Genomic DNA, 22,768 nt, shown 5'->3' with positions numbered 1-22,768 from the left:
CTTTTTTTATTTTTGCATACTTGATCATTCGCGACGTATTTGAAAATCTGTAAATGTTTGCTGTTCTGAAGCAAGTTCTACGATGACCACATCCGTGACTACCGCATGAGTTGGCCCGACTTTAGCGCGATTCACCAGTTCGGCAACCATACCATCATCACCCAAAAGCAACGCTTCAACTGCATCTGAATCCAAATTCATTACATAACCCTTTAAACCTAAAGCAACAGCATATTGTGCAAACCAACGTCGATATCCAACACCCTGAACTTTTCCCGATATGGTCAGTTTTACTGCTTTCATACTGTATGCTCTCGATTCACGACCGTATAAATAGCCTGACTCATTTGCTGTGCTTGTAAACCACGCTCACCTTGTTGAGCCACAAGGTCGCCTGCTTGGGCATGTAAGGTCACAATTTGATGTAACGCAATGTTACCTTGCAACTGTGCTTTTAAACTGGCAATCATGCCTGCCAATACATCACCCATTCCACCTGTCCCCATCCCCGGATTACCTGCGGTACAAATCCAAAGTTGCGTATCTAAAATCAAGCTTCCCGAACCCTTAAGCACCCATTGTCCTGCATATTTTTCTTGTAAGGCATAAATAGCTGCAATGCGGTCAGACTCCACCGCTGAGGTACTGATACCGAGCAAAGTTGCGGCCTCGCCAGGATGCGGTGTTGCGTAGACCTGCTCACCGAGTTTTACAGGTCTTGAGGCTAAGAACCATAAAGCATCCGCATCCAATACCACCTGTAAAGCACTGGTTTGAATGAGTGGAAACCATGCATCAAACTGCTGCTGAGCCCACGAGTCCCTTCCCAAGCCCATACCAAAACTGACTGCATCCACATGTGCCACCAACGCTGCACGCTCTTGGAGCGACATTTGGTTAATATCGCGCAGCATAATATTGGGTGCACGAGCTAAAATTGCAGTATGGTGTTTTGCATCACATACCACGGTCACCTTGCCAGCACCCGCATGAAAGGCAGCTTCGGCGGCTAACATCACCGCACCACCCATCTGTGCATGTCCCCCAATCACCAGTACATGCCCATAACTTCCTTTATGTCCAAAGGCTTGACGCGGTACAAGGTGCATATGTTGTGGAGCAAGTGAAGCTAAAGGTTTTAAAGCACTGTCTACAGGAAGTAGCGAAATAAGCGTGATCTCTCCTGCAAATGCTTTACCTTGACCAGTAAATAAACCAGCCTTCAAGCCCAGAGCCGTAAAGGTATAATCGGCAATAACGGCACAAGGTAAAGCTTGCCCCGTGTTGGCCTGCAAACCACTTGGAATATCAACCGCAATTTTTAAACCTGTTTGTCTATTGATCTGCTGAATCACTGCCTGCCAGTCTGAACTGAGTTCACGGTTTAAACCGATGCCAAACAAAGCATCAATATACGCATCATAAGGACGTTGAAAAGCAAAACCAGTATGAATCATTATCCCCAGTTGCACAGCTGCTGCATGTGCTTGTTGCAGTGAAGTAGACTCTCCCAAAGCAGCTGCATAAATTTCAACGTCATAACCTTGCACGGCTAGATACAATGCAATCAAGTAACCGTCACCTGCATTATTGCCTTGACCACAACACACCGCAACGCTTTTGACTTGCTGCTGTTTAAGCCTAGGCAGCATCTGTTCAGTTGTTGCCCATGCGACTTGTTGCATCAATCCATAAGCACTATTTTGCTGCGCGAACCAACGCCCTTCCCATGCTTGAATCTCACTGCTGTGGTACACTTGCTGATGCATGATTTTTCCTTTGTTCTTGGTTATGACAACATCCACATCTTCCTCAAAAATCCCTGTAGATCAATATGATCCAGAGCAGCTTAAGGCTTGGATTAAAGCTGAAGCACTGGCTTTGGGGTTTTCTGATTGTGTCATCGCCAAACCAGATGCTCAAGTTGAATTGCCACGTTTTAAAAAATATTTAGAACTTGGTTATCATGGTGACATGCATTTTCTTGCTGAAAACTTAGAAAAACGCGCAGATCCAACACTGCTTGTTCCGGGCACCAAAAGCATTATTTGTGTGCGTATGGATTATTTGGTTGCCGTTCCTGAACCACGTCTTGTGCCTTTTGCACCAAATAGCGCCATCATTGCACGTTATGCACGCGGACGTGACTATCACAAAGTCATGCGTGGGCGTTTAAAGACCCTTTCTCAGAAAATCAAAGCCAAAGTTGGCGATTTTGAATCTCGCCCATTTGCAGACTCAGCACCCATTTTTGAAAAATCATTGGCTGAAAATGCAGGGATGGGATGGGTCGGTAAACACACCTTACTCATTCATAAAACATCAGGCTCATTTTTTGTTTTGGGTGAGCTCTTTACCTCTTTAGAGCTACCTTTTGACCAAGCCACCACCAAACACTGTGGTTCATGTAGCGCTTGTATTGATATTTGCCCGACCCAAGCCATTGTTGAACCTTATTTATTAGATGCGCGTAAATGCATTGCCTATTTAACTATTGAGTTTCAGGGCATTATTCCTGAAGAACTACGCCGCGGTATTGGTAACCGTGTGTTTGGTTGCGATGACTGCCAGCTCATTTGCCCGTGGAATAGCTTTGCCAAAACTACTCCTATTGATGATTTTAACCCACGTCATGGCTTGGATGACATTCAACTAATTGACCTTTGGCAATGGGATGAAAACACCTTTATGGCAAATACAGAAGGGAGTCCCCTACGTCGTACAGGCTACCAAAGCTTTATGCGTAACGTCGCGATTGGTCTAGGTAATGCACCTTTCTCAGATGAAATATTGCAGCAATTACAAGCTTCTCGCCTAGAGCTTAACGATATTGTGCAAGTCCATATTGACTGGGCCATCCAAGAGCAACTGATGAAAAGGCACTAAAACTTGCTTCGAACAGACTCAATCAATAAAAGTTCAATCAAACAGCCATTTGCTTGCATAATTTTATTTATTTTATCTATTTAGCTGCATTTTCAGTGTAACTCAAAATCCAAATAAATAGAATTTTGCGGCCAAATTTCCGAAAAAACGTTCAACTTTGCAACTATTTTTACAATCTCATAAAAAGATAAAATTAAAAACATAATCGGGAGATACTATTAAAACTGAGCAATAATGCCTTTTAAGTTGGCACGTTAAATGTATGATGTATACAAGTTAGAATTAAAAATGGATCGCCATTATGAACCTACGCAATGATTGGACGCGTGAAGAAATCGAAGCTTTGTATGATCAGCCTTTTCTTGATCTCGTCTTTCAAGCGCAGACCTTACATCGCCAACATTTCCAAGCAAACACCATTCAAGTCAGTACTTTATTGTCGATTAAAACAGGCAAATGTCCTGAAGACTGTAAGTACTGCTCTCAGTCAGCACGCTATGACTCAAAACTTGAAGCCGAAAAGCGAATTGCTGTAGACAAAGTGATTTCAGAAGCCAAAGAAGCTTTAGCCTCAGGCTCATCTCGTTTTTGTATGGGTGCAGCTTGGCGGAATCCACATGAACGCGACATGCCTTATGTACTAGAAATGGTTAAAGAAGTAAAAGCACTTGGTTTAGAGACTTGCATGACTTTAGGGATGCTGAATGAGTCTCAAGCTGGACGTTTAAAAGATGCGGGTTTAGATTATTACAACCATAACCTCGACACTTCACGCGAGTATTATTCACATATTATTAGTACACGTACCTTTGACGACCGTTTAAATACCTTAGAATATGTCCGTCAAGCAGGTATGAAAGTGTGTAGCGGTGGTATCGTTGGTCTAGGTGAAAAGAAAGAAGACCGTATTGGTTTATTGCAAGAGCTTGCAACCATGCCAATTCACCCAGAATCTGTGCCAATCAACATGTTGGTTCCAATTGAAGGCACGCCACTGGCAGATGTTGAAAAACTCGATGTGACGGAATGGATTCGTACCATTGCTGTTGCGCGCATTATCATGCCACACAGCTATATCCGCCTATCTGCAGGTCGTGAAGCACTTTCTGACTCAGACCAAGCACTTGCATTTATGGCGGGTGCAAACTCATTGTTCTCAGGTGAGAAACTACTGACCACACCAAATGCAGGCGAAGGTAAGGACCGTCAACTGTTCACCAAATTAGGTTTAGTGGCAGAAAAGCCAAAACCAACGGTGGCAGACCTTAGCCTAGATGCCATGGCAAGCTAATTCCCAAGATTTGCTAAGCACAAAAAAGCCCCTTATTCAGTATGGGGCTTTTTTAATGTCTATCTATTTAACCTTCAGGCGACTGAGCAAAATTATGCGCAGTAATTAAAATACCATAACTGGCATTCAGATAATCACCTTGGAATATCTCATCTTCACCATTGGCATGACGGACAGTTAACGTTTGGCGAATCGCGTCATAGTGAAAAGATTCGAAACATTCTTGATGGTGACACAGCCAGCTTAAGGTATCACTCAGATTATCATTGACAATATAAGTCTGTGCTTGAAAATTTTTAGTCATTATCTGTATACGCTAAACACTGTTATTCGGCTATTGTAAGCCGTTCTGCGTCAATTCAGTCGAACTAAGCCATAAAAAAATACAGGCATTAAAAAGTGAGCCTACGCTCACTTTTCCTTAAGATGATTAGTCGGTTTTAGAATCACCACACTTTCGGCATTCCATATGCTCCCCTATTTCAGTCATTTGTTCATATTCATAAACGTGGATGCAAAATAATTTTTTAAACAACTGAAGCATTTTTAACTCCTGTAAATGATTTTTTAAAAATTCGCTTCTTAAAATAGGTATATCTTCCTGAAATACCCACAACTCATATCTCATGAGCTATACACAGTTTTAAACATACTTTTTATAAATTTCAAGTGCCTTTTGTCGAATAACAGCATAAAGTGATAAATGGTCATTTACTTTTTTAAATGATGCTTTTCATTTACTTGTGGTTCTGCATCACATCATTTTTTAAATGATGCTGAGATTGAAAGAATGCTTGATTTAAATTTGGATCAAGCTAGGATAAAAATACAATCAATGCTCAAAACAGATGTTTCGAGCAACCAATAAAGAGTTTGATAAAAAAGCAACGATAAGGATATTTATACATGCTTGGACGTATGATGTTTCAACCGCTATTAATTAGCAATCTTATTGATCACGCAGAACGCTACCATGCGGATACAGCCATTATTTCTAAAAATACAGACGGCAGTATCACTGAAACCAACTGGGCCAAAGTCGCAGCCAATTCTAAGCGATTTGCCAATGTACTCGCAGGCTTAGGGCTTTCGCAAAGTGACCGCGTGGCGACCATCGCATGGAACAACCATCGTCACCTAGAATCTTGGTATGCGATCTCTGGCAGTGGTTATATTTGCCATACTATCAACCCACGTTTATTTCCAGAACAACTGATTTTTATTATCAATGATGCCCAAGACCGCGTGGTGTTATTTGATAAAACCTTTGCGCCACTTATTGCTGCAGTAAAAGCACATTTACCCCATGTAGAACACTTTATTTGCCTAGATGCCGCAGATGAGGCTATTACAGAAAAAATTGCCGATGTGAAATTTTATGATGACTTGGTCAGCAAAGAGTCTGAACAATTCACATGGCCAAGCTTTGATGAGCAAACAGCAAGCTCTTTGTGCTATACCTCAGGTACAACGGGAAATCCAAAAGGTGTGCTATATAGCCACCGCTCTACCATATTGCATAGTTTTGCCATCAGCCTACCCGATTCTCTTAATCTATCTGCAAATGACATCATGTTACCCGTAGTTCCGATGTTTCATGTCAATGCTTGGGGTACGCCTTATGCAGCAGCTATGGTCGGTTGTACCGTTGTATTGCCTGGGCCAGGCTTAGATGGGCCAAGTTTAGTGAACATGATTGACACCTATAAAGTCACTGTGGCTTTGGGTGTGCCCACCATTTGGCAAGGTTTACTGGCAGCAGCCAAACAAACAGGCAGCCAGCTGGCAAGTATGGACCGTAACGTTGTTGGTGGTTCTGCATGTCCACCATCCATGTTAGCGGCCTTTAAAAATGACTATAACTGCGACACCATCCATGCATGGGGTATGACCGAAACCAGTCCACTCGGTTCTGCCAACCAACTTAAAGCCAAGCATCAGCAGCTCTCTGAACAAGAGCGTTTCCAGCTGCGCCTATCTCAAGGTCGTCCGCCTTTTGGCGTGGATTTACGTCTTACCGATGAAGAAAAAGGCAGCCATGAAATTGCCCGCGATGGTGAGCAGATTGGAAATCTACAAATTAAGGGCCACTGGATTATTGACAGTTACTTTGGTAAAGATGAATCCGCACTCACGACCGATGGCTGGTTTGACACAGGTGATATTGCAACCTTAGATGAAGACGGCTTCTTATGCATCAGTGACCGCTCTAAAGATTTAATTAAGTCTGGCGGCGAATGGATTTCATCAGTTGAACTTGAAAACCTTGCGATGGGACATTCAGACATTCTTATGGCAGCCGTTATTGCAGCCGAACATCCAAAATGGGATGAACGTCCTATTGTCATCGCTGTGAAGAAACCTGATAGCACGGTCACTGAACAAGATGTCTTAGACTACTATACCGACAAAATTGCGAAATGGCAGATCCCTGACCGTGTGATTTTTGTCGATAGCATTCCACTGAGCGGTACGGGTAAAATGCTAAAACGTGAACTCCGCGCCCAATATGGCCAAGTACTACTAGAACAAAATTCTGTTTAACATTGTTTAAAAGAAAAGCCTGATCTTATGCTCAGGCTTTTCTTTATGTTCGGATAATTTAAATACCATCAATACAATTTATTTGAAAGCACATCCAATAAAGACGCTTTAAACACCTCACCGTGCTTTAGATTTGGATAGATTAAAAATTTAGCCTTGACGCCCTGCTGATCGAATATAGACAAAATTTCTCTATTTTTATTAATGCCATTTGCATCAAAATTAGCGCTTTGCTGTGTTCCAACATTTGCTAAAAGATCACCTTCCATCAGCAATACATGTTTTTGTGGCTCTTTGACTAATTTTACGGCTCTAATTTTTTGCATCATGCGCTCATCAGCCCAAGAAAGTGATGGACTTGCAGCAAAGAAATGGCTGAAATAACGCCCATCGAGCAAGCTATCAAGCACGAAAAGCCCACCATAGGAATGCCCCCATAACGCTCTTTTTTGCGCATCCAGCTTTACATTTTGCTCAACCCAAGGGGCGATGTCCTTCAAAATCATATTTCTAAAATCAGCACCTCCCCCGCTCATCCGCTCTGGATTTCTTGGATCTTGGGAGGGATTCCCAGTTAATAAATCTGCTGGAGTATAGTCGAGTGAACGAAAAGCTGTGGCAAACGGCAAATTGGTTTTATAACCAATGGCAACCAATACAGGGGCATCATTTGCATACAAAGACTTAAGTATTTCTTCAGTCAGATGAGACATCGCAGAGTTCCCATCTAACATAAAAACAGATGGATACGCTTTTTGTCCATTTTGCGCTGTTTTAGGAATACCTAACCACACTTTATATGTTTTTTGTGGGTCTTTGGATACAAACTCTTTAATTTTGAAATCATAATACTCAGACCCCACTTCTGCAATATTGGCAGGTAAAGGTTTCATTTCAGGTTTCGCATAAATACTTAAACTGGCACCCAAAATCAACAACGAGCCAAAAATTCGCGAAAGCACACTATGAAAAGTCTTTTTATAAAGATGAGTCATTTTTCGTATATACAGTCATGAGATACCGAAGCTTAACACACAATAATAGTTATCATTATCAATTAAATAATTCTTAATCATCTCGCTTCATGACATACATCTCATCGATTAAATAGTCTACATTTTCTTTGACTACACACTCCGAAAGATGATTTTTCCTTTTTATACGGATTGAACAAGTCTAGAAAATCCCTCTCTAACTTTTTTATGGATAAAAAAGCCATCTCAATGTGACAATGCGATGGCTTTATCGATACAAGCAAAAGACTTAAAGCTTTTTCCATGTCATGTTGCTCAAACCTTTCGCATCTTTTGCTGTGGCTTGTACCTTCATCTGATCTTTACCAACATTTAACTGCGCAGTATTGATGTTATATACACGACCATCTTGAGGATTCAGCCATTGGCCTTTTGCGAATTTTTGACCTGTTGCATCACCCACTAAGCCATTCAACACTTGCATACCAAAAATCGGTTTATCCTTGAGTCCACCCTGACACTTACTACATACATCACTCACAGGCGCTCCAGCCAAAGGATGGTACTTGGTCACCACTGCGCTATATTGTGATGTTTTAGAATTCTTACGAATCACAATATCTGAAATATAATACCCAGTCCGATCATCAATCACTTTCCACGTTCCAATAAGTGGGTCAAATGGTATGGCGAAAGCAGAATGAGACAATCCCAAAAACAGTGCTGACGCACACAAAAACTTATGTTTCATAAATTAAATTACAATAAAAATGAAGAAATAAACGGTCGCGATTATAGCAACTCTATTCTTTTAATTATCTATTATTTCATTAAAATTAAATATTTATATGAATTAACCCGTGAGAAAAATCAACAAAAAAATTGCATATAAAAAAAGCCTCCGAAGAGGCTTTTTTTAATAATGTATCAGAGCTTTATATTAAGCCGCTGAACGTTCTTCAATCGGCACTACTTTACGCAGTTCAGGCCCCGTATAGTCCGCACTTGGGCGAATGATACGGTTGTCCGCACGTTGTTCCATCACATGTGCAGCCCAACCTGTCACACGGCTCATCACAAAGATTGGTGTGAATAACTTGGTCGCAATATCCATGAAGTGGTAAGCCGATGCATGGAAGAAGTCTGCGTTACAGAATAATTTCTTCTCACGCCACATCACTTCTTCACAACGGACTGAAACTGGATACAGGACCGTATCGCCGACATCTTTAGCTAAGCGCTCTGACCAAATTTTAATGATGCCATTACGTGGGTCATTGTCTTTGTAGATTGCATGTCCAAAGCCCATGATCTTTTCTTTACGTTCCAATTTGCCCAGCATTTCTCGCTCAGCTTCTTCAGGTGACGTCCAGTTTTCAATCATCTCCATCGCTGCTTCGTTTGCTCCACCATGTAATGGACCACGTAGTGAACCAATTGCACCGGTAATACATGAATGCATATCCGATAAGGTTGATGCGCATACACGTGCGGTGAAAGTCGATGCGTTGAATTCATGCTCTGCATAGAGGATCAGTGAGACATTCATCACTTGCTCATGCAGTTCATTTGGTTTTTCGCCACGCAGCAGGTGTAGGAATTGAGCACCGATTGAGTCGTCATCGGTGTTTTCTTCAATGCGTACGCCATCATGGCTAAAACGGTACCAGTAGCAAATGATTGCTGGAAGCGTTGCGAGAATGCGGTCTGCAACATCTTGCTGTTCTGCAAAGGATTGTTCTGTTTCTAGGTTACCTAGCATCGATACACCTGTACGCATCACATCCATTGGGTGTGAATCCGCAGGGATACGCTCTAAGACTTCTTTGAGTGCTTGTGGCAGTTGGCGCAGTGATTTAAGTTTAGCCTTGTAAGCGGTGAGTTGTGCTGCTGTTGGTAGTTCACCAAAGAAGATCAGGTAGGCCACTTCTTCAAACTGGCAGTTTTCAGCGAGGTCTTGTACGTCATAACCACGGTAGGTTAGACCTGCTCCGCTTTTACCTACAGTTGAGAGTGCTGTCTTTCCTGCGACTTGTCCGCGCAATCCTGCGCCTGTGAGGACTTTTCCTTCAGCCATTTTTAATTCTCCTGTTTAAACAGCTTGTCTAATGTGTTTTCAAAGGTGTGGTAATCGAGAAATTCGTAGAGTTCTTTGCGCTGTTGCATTTTGTCGAGGACGTTGACTTGGGTACCGTCATTGCGAATGGCATGCATGACTTCCAGTGCTGCCTTTTGCATGGCACGGGTCGGTGACAGTGGGTACAGCACCATCGAGATGCCTTGTTCTGCCAGTTGTTCTTTGGTGTAGTATGGGGTATCGCCAAATTCGGTAATGTTCGCCAGTACTGGAACACCGACTGCATCGCAGACGGTTTTGTACATAGTGATATCCGTCATTGCTTCAGCAAAGATCGCATCAGCACCGGCTTCTACACAAGCACAGGCACGGTCAATCACCGCTTGTAGGCCTTCTTTTTGTAGGGCATCGGTACGAGCCATCACCACAAAGTTTGCATCGGTTTTAGCATCGACTGCGGCTTTGACGCGGTCGACCATTTCTTGTTGGGTGACGATTTCTTTATTTGGGCGGTGGCCACAGCGTTTTTGTGCTACTTGGTCTTCGATGTGCACTGCGGCTGCGCCTGCAGCAATCATTTGTTTCACAGTACGGGCAATGTTAAATGCCCCACCCCAACCGGTGTCGATATCTACCAGTAACGGAGTGTCTACACGTTCGGTAATGCGGCGTACATCTTCCAAAACATTATCCAGACTGGTCATGCCTAAATCAGGCAATCCATAAGAGTAGTTGGCTACACCAGCACCCGAAAGGTAGATGGCCTTGTAGCCCACCTGTTTCGCCATCATTGCTGCATAAGCATTGACTGTACCGATAATTTGTAATGGTTTTTCCACTTCCAGTGCTTGTCTAAATCTTAAGCCTGCAGATCTTTGTTCTGTCATCGTCCTTTCCACGGCATTTACTTTAATTTTCGAGTTTTGAGTATAGCCATAATGACTGAATTGGCTATGACATTTTAGAATGATCACTCTAAAACTTTAGTCCCATGGTTCACGTTTTTATTGTGTAATTTCCTTCCATGCATTGGGGTTTAGTGGTAAACAGATAAGCCCCAAAACAACAATGTGTGCATATTTTTGCTATGATAGCAACTAGAGATCCACATTTATTAGGCTGTTGTTAGTTATATGCACGACTCAGTTCAACTAGAACCCCTTACACGTGACATACCTCACACAAAACGAGGTCATGAACGCTGTCTTGCATTTTTATTAAGTGCAAACGAGTTGTTTTTGCAACATGGCTACGATGCAGTTTCACTTGATGATATTGTCAATCATGCGGGTGGTTCAAAAGCATCGATTTACAAATATTTTGGAAATAAAGACGGTCTTTTTACAGCAATTTGTGACTACCGTCGTGAGCTGTTTTTTAAAGATATTTGTATGTCTTTTGATTTCACTAAGGACAATTTGCGCGTTTATTTAATACAAACCATTTTAAATATTCAAACACATCTTGTGCTTCCAGAAAATGCCTCTTTTTTAAGACTCATTATGGAACAAGTACAACGTAATCCGCAGTTGGCCTTTCATATTCACAAACAAGGACCTAAACATATTGAAGATGCCGTGGCTTGTGTTTTAACCAAAGCAGATGAAATAGGCATTATTCGATGTGAACACCCGAATTATTCTGCACAGCTTTTTTTTGGCATTGTGCGTGAATTAGAGTGGCGAGTACTCATGAACATCTATGTTGAAGAAAATGAACAAGAAAATCTAGAATATGTTCATTATTGTGTAGATCGTTTCTTAGCAGGTCATCAAAAAGTCTAGTTTTTTTGCAATTTCCTTTGCATATAGTATATTAATCGACTCCCTTTTTTCTTTTCACCAACCAACAACTAATTGTTGTTCTGTACCTATTTCGGTTTTCAGCAATTATTGTGGAGTAACAATGGCTCTACGTCACTTTCTTACCTTACGCGATTTATCTACTTTAGAACTGAACCAAGTTGTGCAACGCGGTATCGAACTAAAGCGTAAACAGCACAACAGCGAAGTATTCCAACCGTTTGTTGGTAAAGTCATGGGTATGATTTTTGAAAAATCGAGCACCCGTACCCGTGTATCGTTCGAAGCAGGCATGAGCCAGTTTGGTGGCAGTGCAATTTTCCTCTCACCACGAGACACCCAATTGGGTCGTGGTGAACCGATTGAAGATTCAGCACGCGTAATTTCAAGCATGTTGGATATTGTGATGATCCGTACTTTTGGACATGACATTATTGAACGTTTTGCCTCTTATTCAAAAGTTCCTGTGATTAATGCTTTAACCGATGATCACCACCCTTGCCAACTACTTGCAGATGTTCAAACTTTTGTTGAACACCGTGGCCCCATTGCAGGCAAAACGGTAGCCTGGATTGGTGATGGCAACAACATGTGTAATTCATATATTGAAGCTGCACATATGTGGGGCTTCAAATTAAAAATTGCTGCGCCTAAAGGTTATGAACCCAAAGCAGAATTTTTAAGTGAATTTGCGCATTGTGCAGAACTGGTGAACTCAGCTGAAGATGCTGCCGTAAATGCAGACCTCATCGTGACCGATGTATGGGCAAGCATGGGCCAAGAAGAAGAGCAAAAAATTCGTGAAGCTGCTTTTGCAGACTATCAAGTGAATGAACGTCTTATGGATCTTGCTCATCCTGATTGTTTATTTATGCATTGTTTACCTGCGCATCGCGGCGAAGAAATTTCTGAAAAGATGCTCGACCATAAAAATGCCGTGGTTTGGGATGAAGCTGAAAACCGCTTACATGCACAAAAAGCATTGGTTGAGTTTTTAATCAATGAAAATACCAAGAAAGATTAATTAATTTTCCAACGAAAAGCACCTAAGGGTGCTTTTTTTATACGGGTAAAGCTATAATCGGAACATAATTTTTATAAGCGACACTTTCCATGCATTTCAAAAAAACTGGCCTGTGCCTTGCTACAATTCTAAGCTCTACTTTTTTTCAGGTTCAAGCCTCCGAATTTGATGACTACTTACAGTCCAAACAAATTATTGATCAAAATTTTAAAATTAAACAACCAGAAACGTTGAACGAGATCTTAACGGTATTAACTGCAGAAGACTCTAGAACCCTCCCAATTGAAATTGATAACAACACTATCATTGAACAATTTAATCTATATGCAGACCGTACCGAGCTTAAAGGCTTGATCATTACCCCTGATTTCGCGCAGTTTGAACAGGATTTGGGTGCGAAAGAAGTTCAAAAAGTGATTAAAAAGAATGTTGTGCAAAACTGCAATATTTTCTTCGAGCATCAATATCAACGCCATAACCCCTACATTGTAAAATTACAGCTCAGCTCTGAGAAAAATAGCTACGATTTAGAATTAAAGCAAAAAGATTGTGGTATCAAATAGTACCTTTCTAGCGATTGGTTCTCTACTTTAGCGAACCAATCCTTGCGGTTGTAAGATAATCATGGCCGCACCAATCAATACCACTGCCCCACCCATTATGTCCCAACGGGTCAAATATGCTTGATCGACATAACGTAACCATAGCAATGCGGTAAAAATATAAATTCCGCCATAAGCTGCATAAATACGTCCTGATGCAGCCGGATGTAAAGTCAACAACCACACAAAAGCACCTAGCGCTAAAGCTGTAGGAATCCACAACCAATGACTTCTTCCCTGATTTAAAATCAAATAAGGGAAATAACAGCCTAATATTTCCATCACAGCGGTTACCAAAAACAGTACAAATGTACTTAAAACTTTCGTCAATTGAATATCCATGCAACCTACTTTTATTAGTTCTAACTGTTAAATACTTTCTTCAATAAAAAACCCGTGCGAACACGGGTTTTTTATTATGTAGCAATCTTTAAGCAGGTTCAGCCGTTTGATCTTCGAAAACTTCGAGTTTTAGACCCACCGCTTTACCATTTTCGTTCTTCACAGAAACCGCAACATTACCACCATGCTCTGCAAGCTCACCAAATAGAATCATTTCAGCCAGTGGTTTTTTCAAATGCTCTTGGATGAGTCGTTGCATTGGGCGAGCACCCATTAAACGGTCATAGCCATTTTCAGCCATCCACTCACGCGCACTTTGATCCACTTCTAGAATGACTTTTTTCTCATCCAGTTGCGCTTGGAGTTCAGTTAAGAACTTATCCACCACATTTTCAATTACTGTCGTTGGTAAAGCTTTAAACTGAATCACACTGTCTAAACGGTTACGGAACTCTGGAGAAAACGCTTTTTTCATCGCATCTTGATTATCATTACTGTTGTCTTGATCCATAAAACCAATACTCACGCGAGAAATACTTTCCGCGCCAATATTTGTGGTCAAGACCAACACCACATTACGGAAGTCTGATTTACGACCATTGTTATCGGTCAATGAACCATGATCCATGATTTGTAGCAATAAGTTGAACACGTCTGGATGCGCTTTTTCAATCTCATCTAGCAATAATACACAATGCGGATTTTTATGAATCGCATCGGTCAACAAACCACCTTGATCAAAACCTACATAACCTGGAGGCGCACCGATCAAACGTGAAACCGCATGGCGCTCCATATACTCCGACATATCGAAACGAACCAGCTCAACACCCAGTAATTTCGCAAGCTGCTTGGTGACTTCTGTTTTACCTACCCCAGTTGGGCCTGCAAAAACGAAACTACCCACAGGTTTATCTGGCGATTTTAAGCCTGCACGCGACAGTTTAATTGCTGAGCCTAAAGCTTCAATGGCTTCATCTTGACCAAAGACCACACGTTTTAAATCACGTTCAAGATTTTCAAGAACGGTCTTGTCATCTTTAGACACAGTTTTTGGTGGAATACGTGCAATTTTCGACACGATATCTTCAATATTTTCCACGGTAATCAAGGTGTCATCTTGTTCAGCTTTCAGACGACGTTGTGCCCCTGCTTCATCAATGACATCAATGGCTTTATCCGGCAAGAAACGATCATTAATGAACTTCGCAGACAGCTCAACCGCAGAAATTAAAGCTTTGTCATCATATTTAACATGATGGAAATCTTCAAACTTGCTCTTCAAACCACGTAGAATATCAATCGTTTCTGAAATAGATGGCTCATTGACATCAATTTTTTGGAAACGGCGTGACAATGCATGGTCTTTTTCAAAGACTTGGCGGTATTCTTGGAATGTGGTTGAACCAATGCAGCGCAATGAACCATTGGCCAAAGCGGGTTTAATCAAGTTTGACGCATCCATTGTGCTGCCCATACTTGAGCCAGCACCAATAATCATGTGGATTTCGTCAATAAACAAAACTGCTTCTGGTTTCTTTTTCAACGCGTTCAAAAGCTGTTTTAAACGTTTTTCAAAGTCACCACGGTATTTGGTTCCTGCCACCAAAGCACCAATGTCCAAGCTATACACTTCAGCATTTTCCAATGGTTTCGGTGCTTTACCATTAACAATGAGCCAAGCTAAACCTTCAGCAATCGATGTTTTACCGACGCCAGGATCACCGACCAATAACGGGTTATTTTTACGGCGACGGCATAGAATTTGTGCTGCACGCTCAATTTCTTTTTCACGACCAATTAAAGGATCTGTTTTACCCTTTTGTGCCTCAACATTTAAGTTGGTTGTATACAGCTCTAAAGGGCCTGCGTTGCTTGAACTGGTCGATTCACCATCAAGATCTTCAATTTCTTCTTCCACTTGCACTTCGTCTTTACGTGTGCCGTGGGCCAAGTATTGTGTCAGAGTTAAACGGTTAATTTGATGACGTTTTAAGAGGTAGACTGCAAAAGAGTCACGCTCAGAGTACATCGCCACTAAAATATCTGCGCCTTCAACCGTCCGATCGCCACCGCTTGATTGCACATGAAAAATCGCACGTTGTAAGATACGGTCAAAACTTTCGGTTGGGTGCGGGGCTTGATCACTGTTTTCGCCCAGTTTAGGGGTGTGCTGCTCTACATATTCTTCAAGCTCTTTGCGAAGCACAATAATATCTGCACCACAGGCTTTCAATGCATTTACGGCCGAATCATTATCGAGTAAAGCCAATAATAAATGTTCAACGGTTAGGAATTCATGTCTCTTTTGTCGAGCCATACTAACAGCCAAACGTAAGGATACTTCTAATTGACGACTGAGCATGGAACCCCCTTAATCTTTCGGCTCAATCTGACAAAGTAAAGGATGACCTTGAGACCGAGCGTAATTATTGACTTGGTTTGCTTTTGTTTCCGCGATGTCTCTCGGGTAAACGCCTGCAACACCTTTTCCTTCATAATGTACAGTTAGCATTACTTGAGTGGCTTGGTCAAGATTCAAAGCAAAGTATTGTTGTAAAATTTCAATAACAAAGTCCATTGGGGTGTAGTCATCGTTCATTAAAACGACAGCATAGAGTGGAGGACGCTTAAGTTCTGGTGGCGCGGTTTGGACAGCGACATCCCCATTTTCTTCTTCATGCGGTTCATCATTGCTCAAGCGCGGGCTGATATGCCAATCGATATAGCCAGATTCATGAAAAGACTGCTTGATTTCATTTAAACACGTTGAACGCTTAGAGATACCCATAAACTTACAATTCACAATTATTGTGCATTCGCCTCAGCCTGAGGGATTTCAGAGACAAATGCTGATTGACTTTCTACGGCTTCACCACGTGACCAACTAAAGCGTCGTGTCACTGGTGTGCTACCTGTTAAACGGACTTCGATAAACTGTGGCGTAAAGCCTTTAGGCATCGTCCAACGCCCTGTTAAACGCTCATAGTTTTCAAAGTTAAAGTTTTTGTCTTCTAGAGGTACAACTAAAACCTCTGTACCACGAATAAGTCGGAGTTCAACTGTACCTGAAGCTGCACGTTTAGAAGGACTGACTTGAACCAAATCAAGTTGATATTCAAATGCATTTTCAGGCAAAGGTTTAATCGCAATATGCTGCACAGCCAGTGGAATACCACCGCGTTGACGCAAAACCTCACGGTAAATCACAGCAGTGGTTTCAGATTGCGCTTGTTGATCTAGAGCTTTTTGCAATGACAAATACAGCTCATTTGAATTGGTCACAGCAACATCACGCTCCTGAACAGCAGCGTTATAGTTTTTATTTAAAGCATCCAGACTGGTCTTTTGCTTTTGTACCACTTCGACCAGTTGCTCAGCATCTGCATCAAAACCTACCACCGTTAAACCCTGACGATGTCCGACGGTATAGCCCAATACCCCACTTGCAACCATCAATATTGCAGCACCAATTGCCAAGGGCTTATTGGTCTGTAAAAACGGCTTTGCAGGTTCAGGCTGTTGTGACGTCATATTTGTGTCAGTGTTCGGCATCGTCATCTCTTATTTTGATTCAATTCAAAACACACATTTAAATCGAAATCTAAATGTGTGTGAAGTTTTAAAACGTTTTTTATGGTAATAAACCAATTCCGTCTAGGCCTGCTGTTTCAGCAAATCCAAACATTAAGTTCATGTTTTGAACGGCCTGACCTGCTGCACCTTTAACCAAATTGTCTTGTACAGAAATGACCACCAACTTTTTCGGTTGGGGTTTATACAGCGCAATACGTAGTTGATTTGCACCCCGCACAGAACGTGTCTCTGGTGAGCTTCCCGCAGGCATCACATCAACAAAAGCTTCATTGGCATAAAACTGTTCATATAAACTTTGCACATCAGCAGCTTCACCCGCATCGGTTAAGTCCACATAAATCGTGCTCAGCATGCCACGAATCATTGGTACCAAATGCGGGACAAACAAAATGTGGTTAAACACCTCTTTTAAGCCTGAAATATTTTCCAACGCTTCCACAATTTCAGGATGATGACGGTGACCAGCAACGCCATAAGCTTTGAAATTATCTGCATTTTCAGAATAGATCATACCAAGGCTGGCTTTACGACCTGCACCAGACACACCTGATTTTGCATCAATAATAATGCTTTCAGGTTTAACTAATGTGTCGTTTTGCTTAAATAAAGGCGCTAAACCCAGTTGTACTGTCGTTGGATAACAACCAGGGTTGCCAATGACATTGGCTTGTTTAATCTGTTCACGGTTTAATTCTGACAAACCATAAACCGAGTCTTTCAGTAGTTCAGGGCACGCATGTTGCATACCATACCATTTTTCAAACTGTTCTAAATCTTGTAAACGGAAGTCTGCGGCAAGGTCAATCACTTTAGTATTTGCAGCCACCAACTCTTCGGCATGCTTCATGGCAACGCAATGCGGTGTCGCAAAGAACACCACATCACATTTTTTCAGTTCATCAATATTCAAATCTGAATATTTAAGTTCGGTATGTCCACGTAGGCTTGGGAACATATCATCTACACGGCGACCGTCTTCTGTACGCGATGTTAATACGTTTACTTGCACATTTGGGTGTCGTAGTAAAAGACGCAACAATTCAACGCCTGTATAACCTGTACCGCCGACAATACCAACTGAAATCACGTGTATTACCTCAAACTTAAACTGTCCATTTCGTAACTGCCTAGTATGACAGGAAGTTTCTGCTTTCTAAACTGTTTTACTTGGAATTTATGCGTTTTTAGTGCTATCGACACCTAATGAGACGCATCCAATATACTCTGTGCAGGCTCAAAACCAATCTGATTTCGTCCCGAATGTTTCGCCTGATATAACAATTGATCGGCATCATGTATGGCATATTTTAAGTTGGGTTGATGTACTGCAGCCAGTCCAAAACTTGCTGTCACGGCAATACTTTTTGAGGATAATTGTGCATCGGCAATACCTAAACGAATACGATTGGCAATGTTATAAGCCAGCGTGGGGTCATCAATTTGCAATAAGACAATGAACTCTTCCCCGCCAAAACGCCCCACTAAGTCATGATCACGGACGTTTTGCCCAATAATTTGACCGACTTGTTGTAAAATTTGATCACCCACCAAATGCCCATAGGTGTCATTAATTTTCTTAAAATGGTCAATATCACACATCAGTAAAAAATAAGACTGTTGAGATAAACAATGCAGCTTTACTTTGGCTGCTTCATTAAAACCACGTCGATTAAATAAATGTGTTAGCGGATCTCTTAGCCACTCATCATTGAGTTGATTGGTAATATCGCGTACCAAGGTTCCGAGCAGCACTATTGCAAACCACATACTTAAGATAATGCTCGCAGCAAGCATCATCAGCCACCAAACTGAATTTGCCAGCATGTCTGCTTCGATATTTCTTAAAAAAAGAAAAATAATCATTCCGCGAACAAAGGTATACAGCACAATAAACAAGTAGGAAAAGTCGACTATTTTATTGAGCAAATCAATCCCTTGATAATGTTTAAACATTGAAAACAAAACCAAAGACTCAACCAATGCAATTGAAATGTTTAAAATCAGCATTCTGATCCACAGTTGATCATCTACGTAGGAATAATAACTGAGTGAAAGTAAAGCCATCACGACCAAGGCCAGACACCAATATGGACGTGCATTCGCGTTCTTTCTTAAGCCCATGGCATAAGCGCTGGCCCATGCGCCAAACAAATACATACTGCCTAAAATGGGTGCCGACAAAGCCAACTGCTTATTCGACATAAAACTTTGCGCGGCCACAGAAAACGAAGGCACAATATATCCAAGCCCGAGCCACAATAAATATGAGGGAGCCCTAAAAGCAAAATGACATATTAAAAGTAAGCTTCCCATTAAAATCAGGCAAGCTGGAACGATTAATATAAAATAGTGGATATCTGTAAAATTCACATTTGAGGTCTTTGGACTGAAATTGAGGAATGTTTACCTTAGATCATGAAGTTTAGAGCATTTTTTGACTCACCCTCAATCAATCAGAAGAAATTATTTTTCAATTTTGTACGTAAAATTAACTTTAAACGCCTGCCCACCAATGCGGCAATGCGATTGTTTTTAAAGTTTTTCGATGCTGTTGAAAAGCAGCATCATATTTGGCAACTTCCGCCCAAAAGCGTGCACTATGATCAAAATGTTGCGTATGTGCGAGTTCATGCACACAGACATAACGCGTAATGGCTTCAGGAAACAACACTAAAGCACTGTTAAGCATAATGTCGTGTTTGGCACTACAACTCCCCCAACGTGTTTTGGGCTGACGAATTGAACATTGTGCAAATTTTAAACCAGTTTCATGACTAATCTGTTGCAAATAAATAGGCAAGTGCTGTTTGGCATATACAATCACAAAAGATTTTAAATAACTTTCAGGCTGACGGTCACTGATCCAAAGCTGGTGATTGTGCTCATCCAAAATATACGCATTTTTTTGTGTTTGATAGCTCACCGTTAAAGCATTTTGGCGATTAAATAACCGTAATTCTGTGGGAAGGGTTTGATCTATCTGTAGCAGACTGGCTTGTTGCTTCTGCCAAGTTTCAACCATCCACTGTTCAGATTGATTTAAAAAATCCTGAATTTGCCGTTTGCTACAAAATTTAGGCACGGTTAAACGAATTTGAGTTGGTTCAACACGAAGTCGTAACCGGGTCGCACGTGCATGATGGGTGATTTGAATTTCAGGTAGGTCTGCTAAGGTCATTAATATTATTCTTTTATTGAATCATCCTCCCGACCCTCCTTTTGAAAGGAGGGAGAAAAACATAAGATAAAAATGTTTTTGCTTTTAGCCCCTCTTTTTCAAAGAAGAGCTCAGGGAAGATTTAAAATTAAACCGCGGTACGCTCTTCAATACCACTGTCTGTTGCAACAACTGCCACATCTGCTTTATTGATTGCAAAAATACCATTACACACCACACCTGGAATGTCGTTAATGGTTTTTTCAAGCTCAAGCGCATTTAAAATATTCAGGTTATAAACATCTAAAATCACATTACCGTTATCCGTCACCACGCCTTCACGGTAAGCAGGATCACCACCGAGCGCTACAATTTTACGTGCCACAGCCGAACGTGCCATAGGAATCACTTCAATCGGAAGTGGGAAGTCACGGCCTAATTGATCGACCCACTTAGAGTCATCAACGATACAAACAAATTTTCTCGCAATTGAAGCTACAATTTTCTCGCGAGTAAGTGCAGCCCCACCACCTTTAATCATATGCATATGACGGTCAATTTCATCTGCACCATCTACATAGGCATCTAAACCGCCCACAGAGTTCATATCAACCACTTCAATGCCTAATTTTTTTAAGCGCTCAGCCGTTGCTTCTGAACTTGCCACAGCCGCTTCAAGCTGAAGCTCAGGTAAAAGTTCAATTAAGAAATTGACGGTGCTGCCTGTACCCACCCCTAAAATGCCACCTTTAGGTAAGTGCTTTAAGGCAGCTTTTGCAGCAGCTTGCTTTTTTTCATCTTGGGTAGCATACAGACTCATAATTTGGCTCAACTATTTTTTGACATTTGTTGCTGATTTTACAGCCCAAATGTACAGGGGTTTGTTACAATGATCCTCTATTTTAAACTGTTAAATGGGAAATTAACATGCTGTCTCGTTTGGTTCGACAAATATTACAAGCAACAGTCTACGATGTTGCAATCGAAACTCCACTCGAAGCGGCACCTCGAATTAGTGAGAAACTCAATAACAACATTCGTTTTAAACGTGAAGACTTACAACCAGTCTTTTCATTTAAGCTGCGCGGTGCCTATAACCGCATTAGCCAACTCCCTAGAGCCCAACTTGAACGTGGCGTGATTACTGCGTCTGCTGGCAACCATGCCCAAGGTGTAGCACTGTCAGGTAAAAAACTCGGGATTCGCGCCATTATTGTGATGCCGAAAACCACCCCAGATATTAAAGTTCAGGCAGTCAAACGCTTAGGCGGTGAAGTAGTTCTCCATGGCGACTCTTTTGATGTTGCCAACAAATATGCAATTCAACGTGCTGCAGAAGACGGTATGAGTTTTATTCCACCCTATGACGATGAACTGGTCATGGCAGGTCAAGGCACGATTGGCAATGAAATTTTGCGCCAATGGCGCGATGTCGACTATGTCTTCGTCGCTGTTGGTGGCGGTGGTTTAATTGCTGGTGTAGCAGCCTACTTAGGCGATGTTGCACCACATGTCAAAGTCATTCCAGTTGAATATGACGAATCTGCTTGTTTAAAAGCTGCATTTGAAGCAGGTGAACGTGTTGTACTGCCTCAAGTCGGCTTATTTGCTGATGGCACAGCTGTAGCACAGATTGGTGAAAAACCATTTGAAGTGATTCAACTACAAAAGTCAGATAACTCAGGCCCGCTCGTTGAGCGTGAAGTAGTTTTAGTCAATACAGATGAAATTTGTGCCGCAATTAAAGACACCTATGATGAATGTCGTAGCATCGTTGAACCATCGGGTGCGATGGCCTTAGCAGGGATTAAAAAATATGTTGAAACACACGAGCTAATTGGGCAAAACATCGTCTCAATTGTATGTGGTGCAAACATGAACTTTGACCGTTTACGTTATATTGCAGAACGTACTGAATTGGGTGAACGCAAAGAAGCTATTTTTGCTGTGACCATTCCAGAGAAAAAAGGTTCATTCCTGAATTTCTGCCGAGCGCTACAGGGCCGTAATATCACCGAGTTTAACTATCGTGCGAGCGATGCCAGTGCAGCGCAAGTCTTTGTCGGCATTAGCTTAAAAGGCGGTGAAAAAGAGCGTCATGATATTTTTGAAGCACTCAAAACTCAGTTCGATGTCGATGACTTATCTGATGATGAAGTAGCAAAACTGCATATTCGCTACCTGATTGGTGGTCATGCAGATCTTGAAAATGAGCGTTTGTTCCGTGTTGAGTTCCCTGAACGTCCAGGTGCTCTGTTAATGTTCCTCGAACGCCTTGGCCCTACACATAACATTACCCTATTCCACTACCGTAACCACGGTGCAGCGGAAGGTCGTGTCCTTGTAGGTTTAGAAGCAAGTGATGCGAAACAAAACCCAGATGGTTTGATTGAAACTTTAGAAAGTATTTCGTATCCATATGAAGAAATTACCAATAACCTAGGTTATCAACGTTTCTTAAAATAAAAGATT

22 protein-coding genes are annotated in these 22,768 nt (G+C 41.6%); 7 read left to right on the top strand and 15 right to left on the bottom strand.

Features of this window, described 5'->3' with window-relative positions; all coding sequences use genetic code 11:
* Positions 1 to 24 precede the first annotated feature (24 nt).
* Positions 25 to 303, bottom strand: coding sequence for an acylphosphatase (locus F986_RS15515; RefSeq protein ID WP_004696727.1), 279 nt, complete (start codon positions 301 to 303; stop codon positions 25 to 27).
* Positions 300 to 1,769, bottom strand: a complete 1,470-nt coding sequence (locus F986_RS15510; protein WP_004696726.1) for a bifunctional ADP-dependent NAD(P)H-hydrate dehydratase/NAD(P)H-hydrate epimerase — start codon at positions 1,767 to 1,769, stop codon at positions 300 to 302. Before F986_RS15510 ends, F986_RS15515 begins: the two co-directional genes overlap by 4 nt.
* A 22-nt stretch (positions 1,770 to 1,791) precedes the next feature.
* Here F986_RS15510 and queG point away from each other — a divergent pair, with 22 nt between their 5' ends.
* Both queG and bioB read left to right on the top strand, forming a co-directional pair.
* Positions 1,792 to 2,886, top strand: a complete 1,095-nt coding sequence (gene queG, locus F986_RS15505) for a tRNA epoxyqueuosine(34) reductase QueG (RefSeq protein WP_004696725.1) — start codon at positions 1,792 to 1,794, stop codon at positions 2,884 to 2,886.
* A 301-nt stretch (positions 2,887 to 3,187) separates the two neighbouring features.
* Complete coding sequence (bioB, locus tag F986_RS15500) at positions 3,188 to 4,177, top strand: biotin synthase BioB (RefSeq protein WP_004696722.1); 990 nt, start codon at positions 3,188 to 3,190, stop codon at positions 4,175 to 4,177.
* A gap of 67 nt (positions 4,178 to 4,244) precedes the next feature.
* Here the strand turns inward: bioB and F986_RS15495 are convergent, their stop codons facing one another.
* Positions 4,245 to 4,481: a hypothetical protein gene (locus F986_RS15495; protein ID WP_004696719.1), complete on the bottom strand. Its 237-nt coding sequence runs from the start codon at positions 4,479 to 4,481 to the stop codon at positions 4,245 to 4,247.
* 602 nt (positions 4,482 to 5,083) lie between these two features.
* On the opposite strand from F986_RS15495, the gene F986_RS15485 reads away from it, so the two are divergent.
* The gene (locus F986_RS15485; protein ID WP_004696716.1) at positions 5,084 to 6,721 is read left to right on the top strand and encodes a long-chain-fatty-acid--CoA ligase; all 1,638 of its coding nucleotides are present in this window, start codon (positions 5,084 to 5,086) and stop codon (positions 6,719 to 6,721) included.
* A gap of 68 nt (positions 6,722 to 6,789) precedes the next feature.
* Here F986_RS15485 and F986_RS15480 read toward each other — a convergent pair whose 3' ends face one another.
* The 4 genes from F986_RS15480 to prpB form a co-directional block, all read right to left on the bottom strand.
* Positions 6,790 to 7,716: an alpha/beta hydrolase gene (locus tag F986_RS15480; protein WP_004696714.1), complete on the bottom strand. Its 927-nt coding sequence runs from the start codon at positions 7,714 to 7,716 to the stop codon at positions 6,790 to 6,792.
* A 268-nt stretch (positions 7,717 to 7,984) separates the two neighbouring features.
* Positions 7,985 to 8,446 carry a DUF2147 domain-containing protein gene (locus tag F986_RS15475; protein ID WP_004696711.1) on the bottom strand — a complete coding sequence of 154 codons (462 nt, stop codon included), beginning with the start codon at positions 8,444 to 8,446 and terminating at the stop codon, positions 7,985 to 7,987.
* A gap of 189 nt (positions 8,447 to 8,635) precedes the next feature.
* Complete coding sequence (prpC, locus tag F986_RS15470) at positions 8,636 to 9,772, bottom strand: bifunctional 2-methylcitrate synthase/citrate synthase (RefSeq protein WP_004696709.1); 1,137 nt, start codon at positions 9,770 to 9,772, stop codon at positions 8,636 to 8,638.
* Between the two features lie 2 nt (positions 9,773 to 9,774).
* Positions 9,775 to 10,659 carry a methylisocitrate lyase gene (gene prpB / locus F986_RS15465; RefSeq protein ID WP_004696708.1) on the bottom strand — a complete coding sequence of 295 codons (885 nt, stop codon included), beginning with the start codon at positions 10,657 to 10,659 and terminating at the stop codon, positions 9,775 to 9,777.
* A gap of 246 nt (positions 10,660 to 10,905) precedes the next feature.
* On the opposite strand from prpB, the gene F986_RS15460 reads away from it, so the two are divergent.
* The 3 genes from F986_RS15460 to F986_RS15450 all read left to right on the top strand — a co-directional run bounded on the left by F986_RS15460 (position 10,906) and on the right by F986_RS15450 (position 13,161).
* A complete protein-coding gene (locus tag F986_RS15460) occupies positions 10,906 to 11,556 on the top strand; it encodes a TetR/AcrR family transcriptional regulator (protein WP_004696705.1) in 651 nt (216 codons plus the stop codon).
* Between the two features lie 121 nt (positions 11,557 to 11,677).
* Positions 11,678 to 12,598, top strand: a complete 921-nt coding sequence (argF, locus tag F986_RS15455; RefSeq protein ID WP_004696702.1) for an ornithine carbamoyltransferase — start codon at positions 11,678 to 11,680, stop codon at positions 12,596 to 12,598.
* 89 nt (positions 12,599 to 12,687) lie between these two features.
* Positions 12,688 to 13,161 (top strand): hypothetical protein, encoded by a 474-nt coding sequence (locus tag F986_RS15450; protein WP_004696701.1) that lies wholly within the window; start codon positions 12,688 to 12,690, stop codon positions 13,159 to 13,161.
* 27 nt (positions 13,162 to 13,188) lie between these two features.
* Here F986_RS15450 and F986_RS15445 read toward each other — a convergent pair whose 3' ends face one another.
* The 8 genes from F986_RS15445 to rpiA form a co-directional block, all read right to left on the bottom strand.
* The gene (locus F986_RS15445) at positions 13,189 to 13,542 is read right to left on the bottom strand and encodes a YnfA family protein (protein WP_004696700.1); all 354 of its coding nucleotides are present in this window, start codon (positions 13,540 to 13,542) and stop codon (positions 13,189 to 13,191) included.
* An 88-nt stretch (positions 13,543 to 13,630) separates the two neighbouring features.
* Positions 13,631 to 15,907, bottom strand: a complete 2,277-nt coding sequence (gene clpA / locus F986_RS15440) for an ATP-dependent Clp protease ATP-binding subunit ClpA (protein ID WP_004696697.1) — start codon at positions 15,905 to 15,907, stop codon at positions 13,631 to 13,633.
* 9 nt (positions 15,908 to 15,916) lie between these two features.
* The gene (gene clpS / locus F986_RS15435) at positions 15,917 to 16,333 is read right to left on the bottom strand and encodes an ATP-dependent Clp protease adapter ClpS (RefSeq protein WP_004696695.1); all 417 of its coding nucleotides are present in this window, start codon (positions 16,331 to 16,333) and stop codon (positions 15,917 to 15,919) included.
* 17 nt (positions 16,334 to 16,350) lie between these two features.
* Positions 16,351 to 17,097, bottom strand: a complete 747-nt coding sequence (locus F986_RS15430; RefSeq protein WP_004696694.1) for a DUF6776 family protein — start codon at positions 17,095 to 17,097, stop codon at positions 16,351 to 16,353.
* A 79-nt stretch (positions 17,098 to 17,176) separates the two neighbouring features.
* Entirely contained in the window at positions 17,177 to 18,232 is a 1,056-nt protein-coding gene (argC, locus tag F986_RS15425; protein ID WP_171057599.1) for an N-acetyl-gamma-glutamyl-phosphate reductase, read from the bottom strand.
* 107 nt (positions 18,233 to 18,339) lie between these two features.
* Positions 18,340 to 19,374: a GGDEF domain-containing protein gene (locus F986_RS15420; protein WP_017396999.1), complete on the bottom strand. Its 1,035-nt coding sequence runs from the start codon at positions 19,372 to 19,374 to the stop codon at positions 18,340 to 18,342.
* A 259-nt stretch (positions 19,375 to 19,633) separates the two neighbouring features.
* Positions 19,634 to 20,317 carry a YgjP family zinc-dependent metalloprotease gene (locus F986_RS15415; RefSeq protein ID WP_004696687.1) on the bottom strand — a complete coding sequence of 228 codons (684 nt, stop codon included), beginning with the start codon at positions 20,315 to 20,317 and terminating at the stop codon, positions 19,634 to 19,636.
* Between the two features lie 127 nt (positions 20,318 to 20,444).
* The gene (rpiA, locus tag F986_RS15410) at positions 20,445 to 21,116 is read right to left on the bottom strand and encodes a ribose-5-phosphate isomerase RpiA (RefSeq protein WP_004696685.1); all 672 of its coding nucleotides are present in this window, start codon (positions 21,114 to 21,116) and stop codon (positions 20,445 to 20,447) included.
* Between the two features lie 107 nt (positions 21,117 to 21,223).
* Here rpiA and ilvA point away from each other — a divergent pair, with 107 nt between their 5' ends.
* Positions 21,224 to 22,762, top strand: coding sequence for a threonine ammonia-lyase, biosynthetic (gene ilvA, locus F986_RS15405; protein WP_004696682.1), 1,539 nt, complete (start codon positions 21,224 to 21,226; stop codon positions 22,760 to 22,762).
* Positions 22,763 to 22,768: the final 6 nt, after the last annotated feature.

The organism is Acinetobacter johnsonii CIP 64.6, from assembly GCF_000368045.1.
GTDB classification, from domain to species: Bacteria; Pseudomonadota; Gammaproteobacteria; order Pseudomonadales; family Moraxellaceae; genus Acinetobacter; species Acinetobacter johnsonii.
Note: the sequence above shows the minus strand (reverse complement) of the source record. Positions and strands in the feature narration are given on the sequence as shown.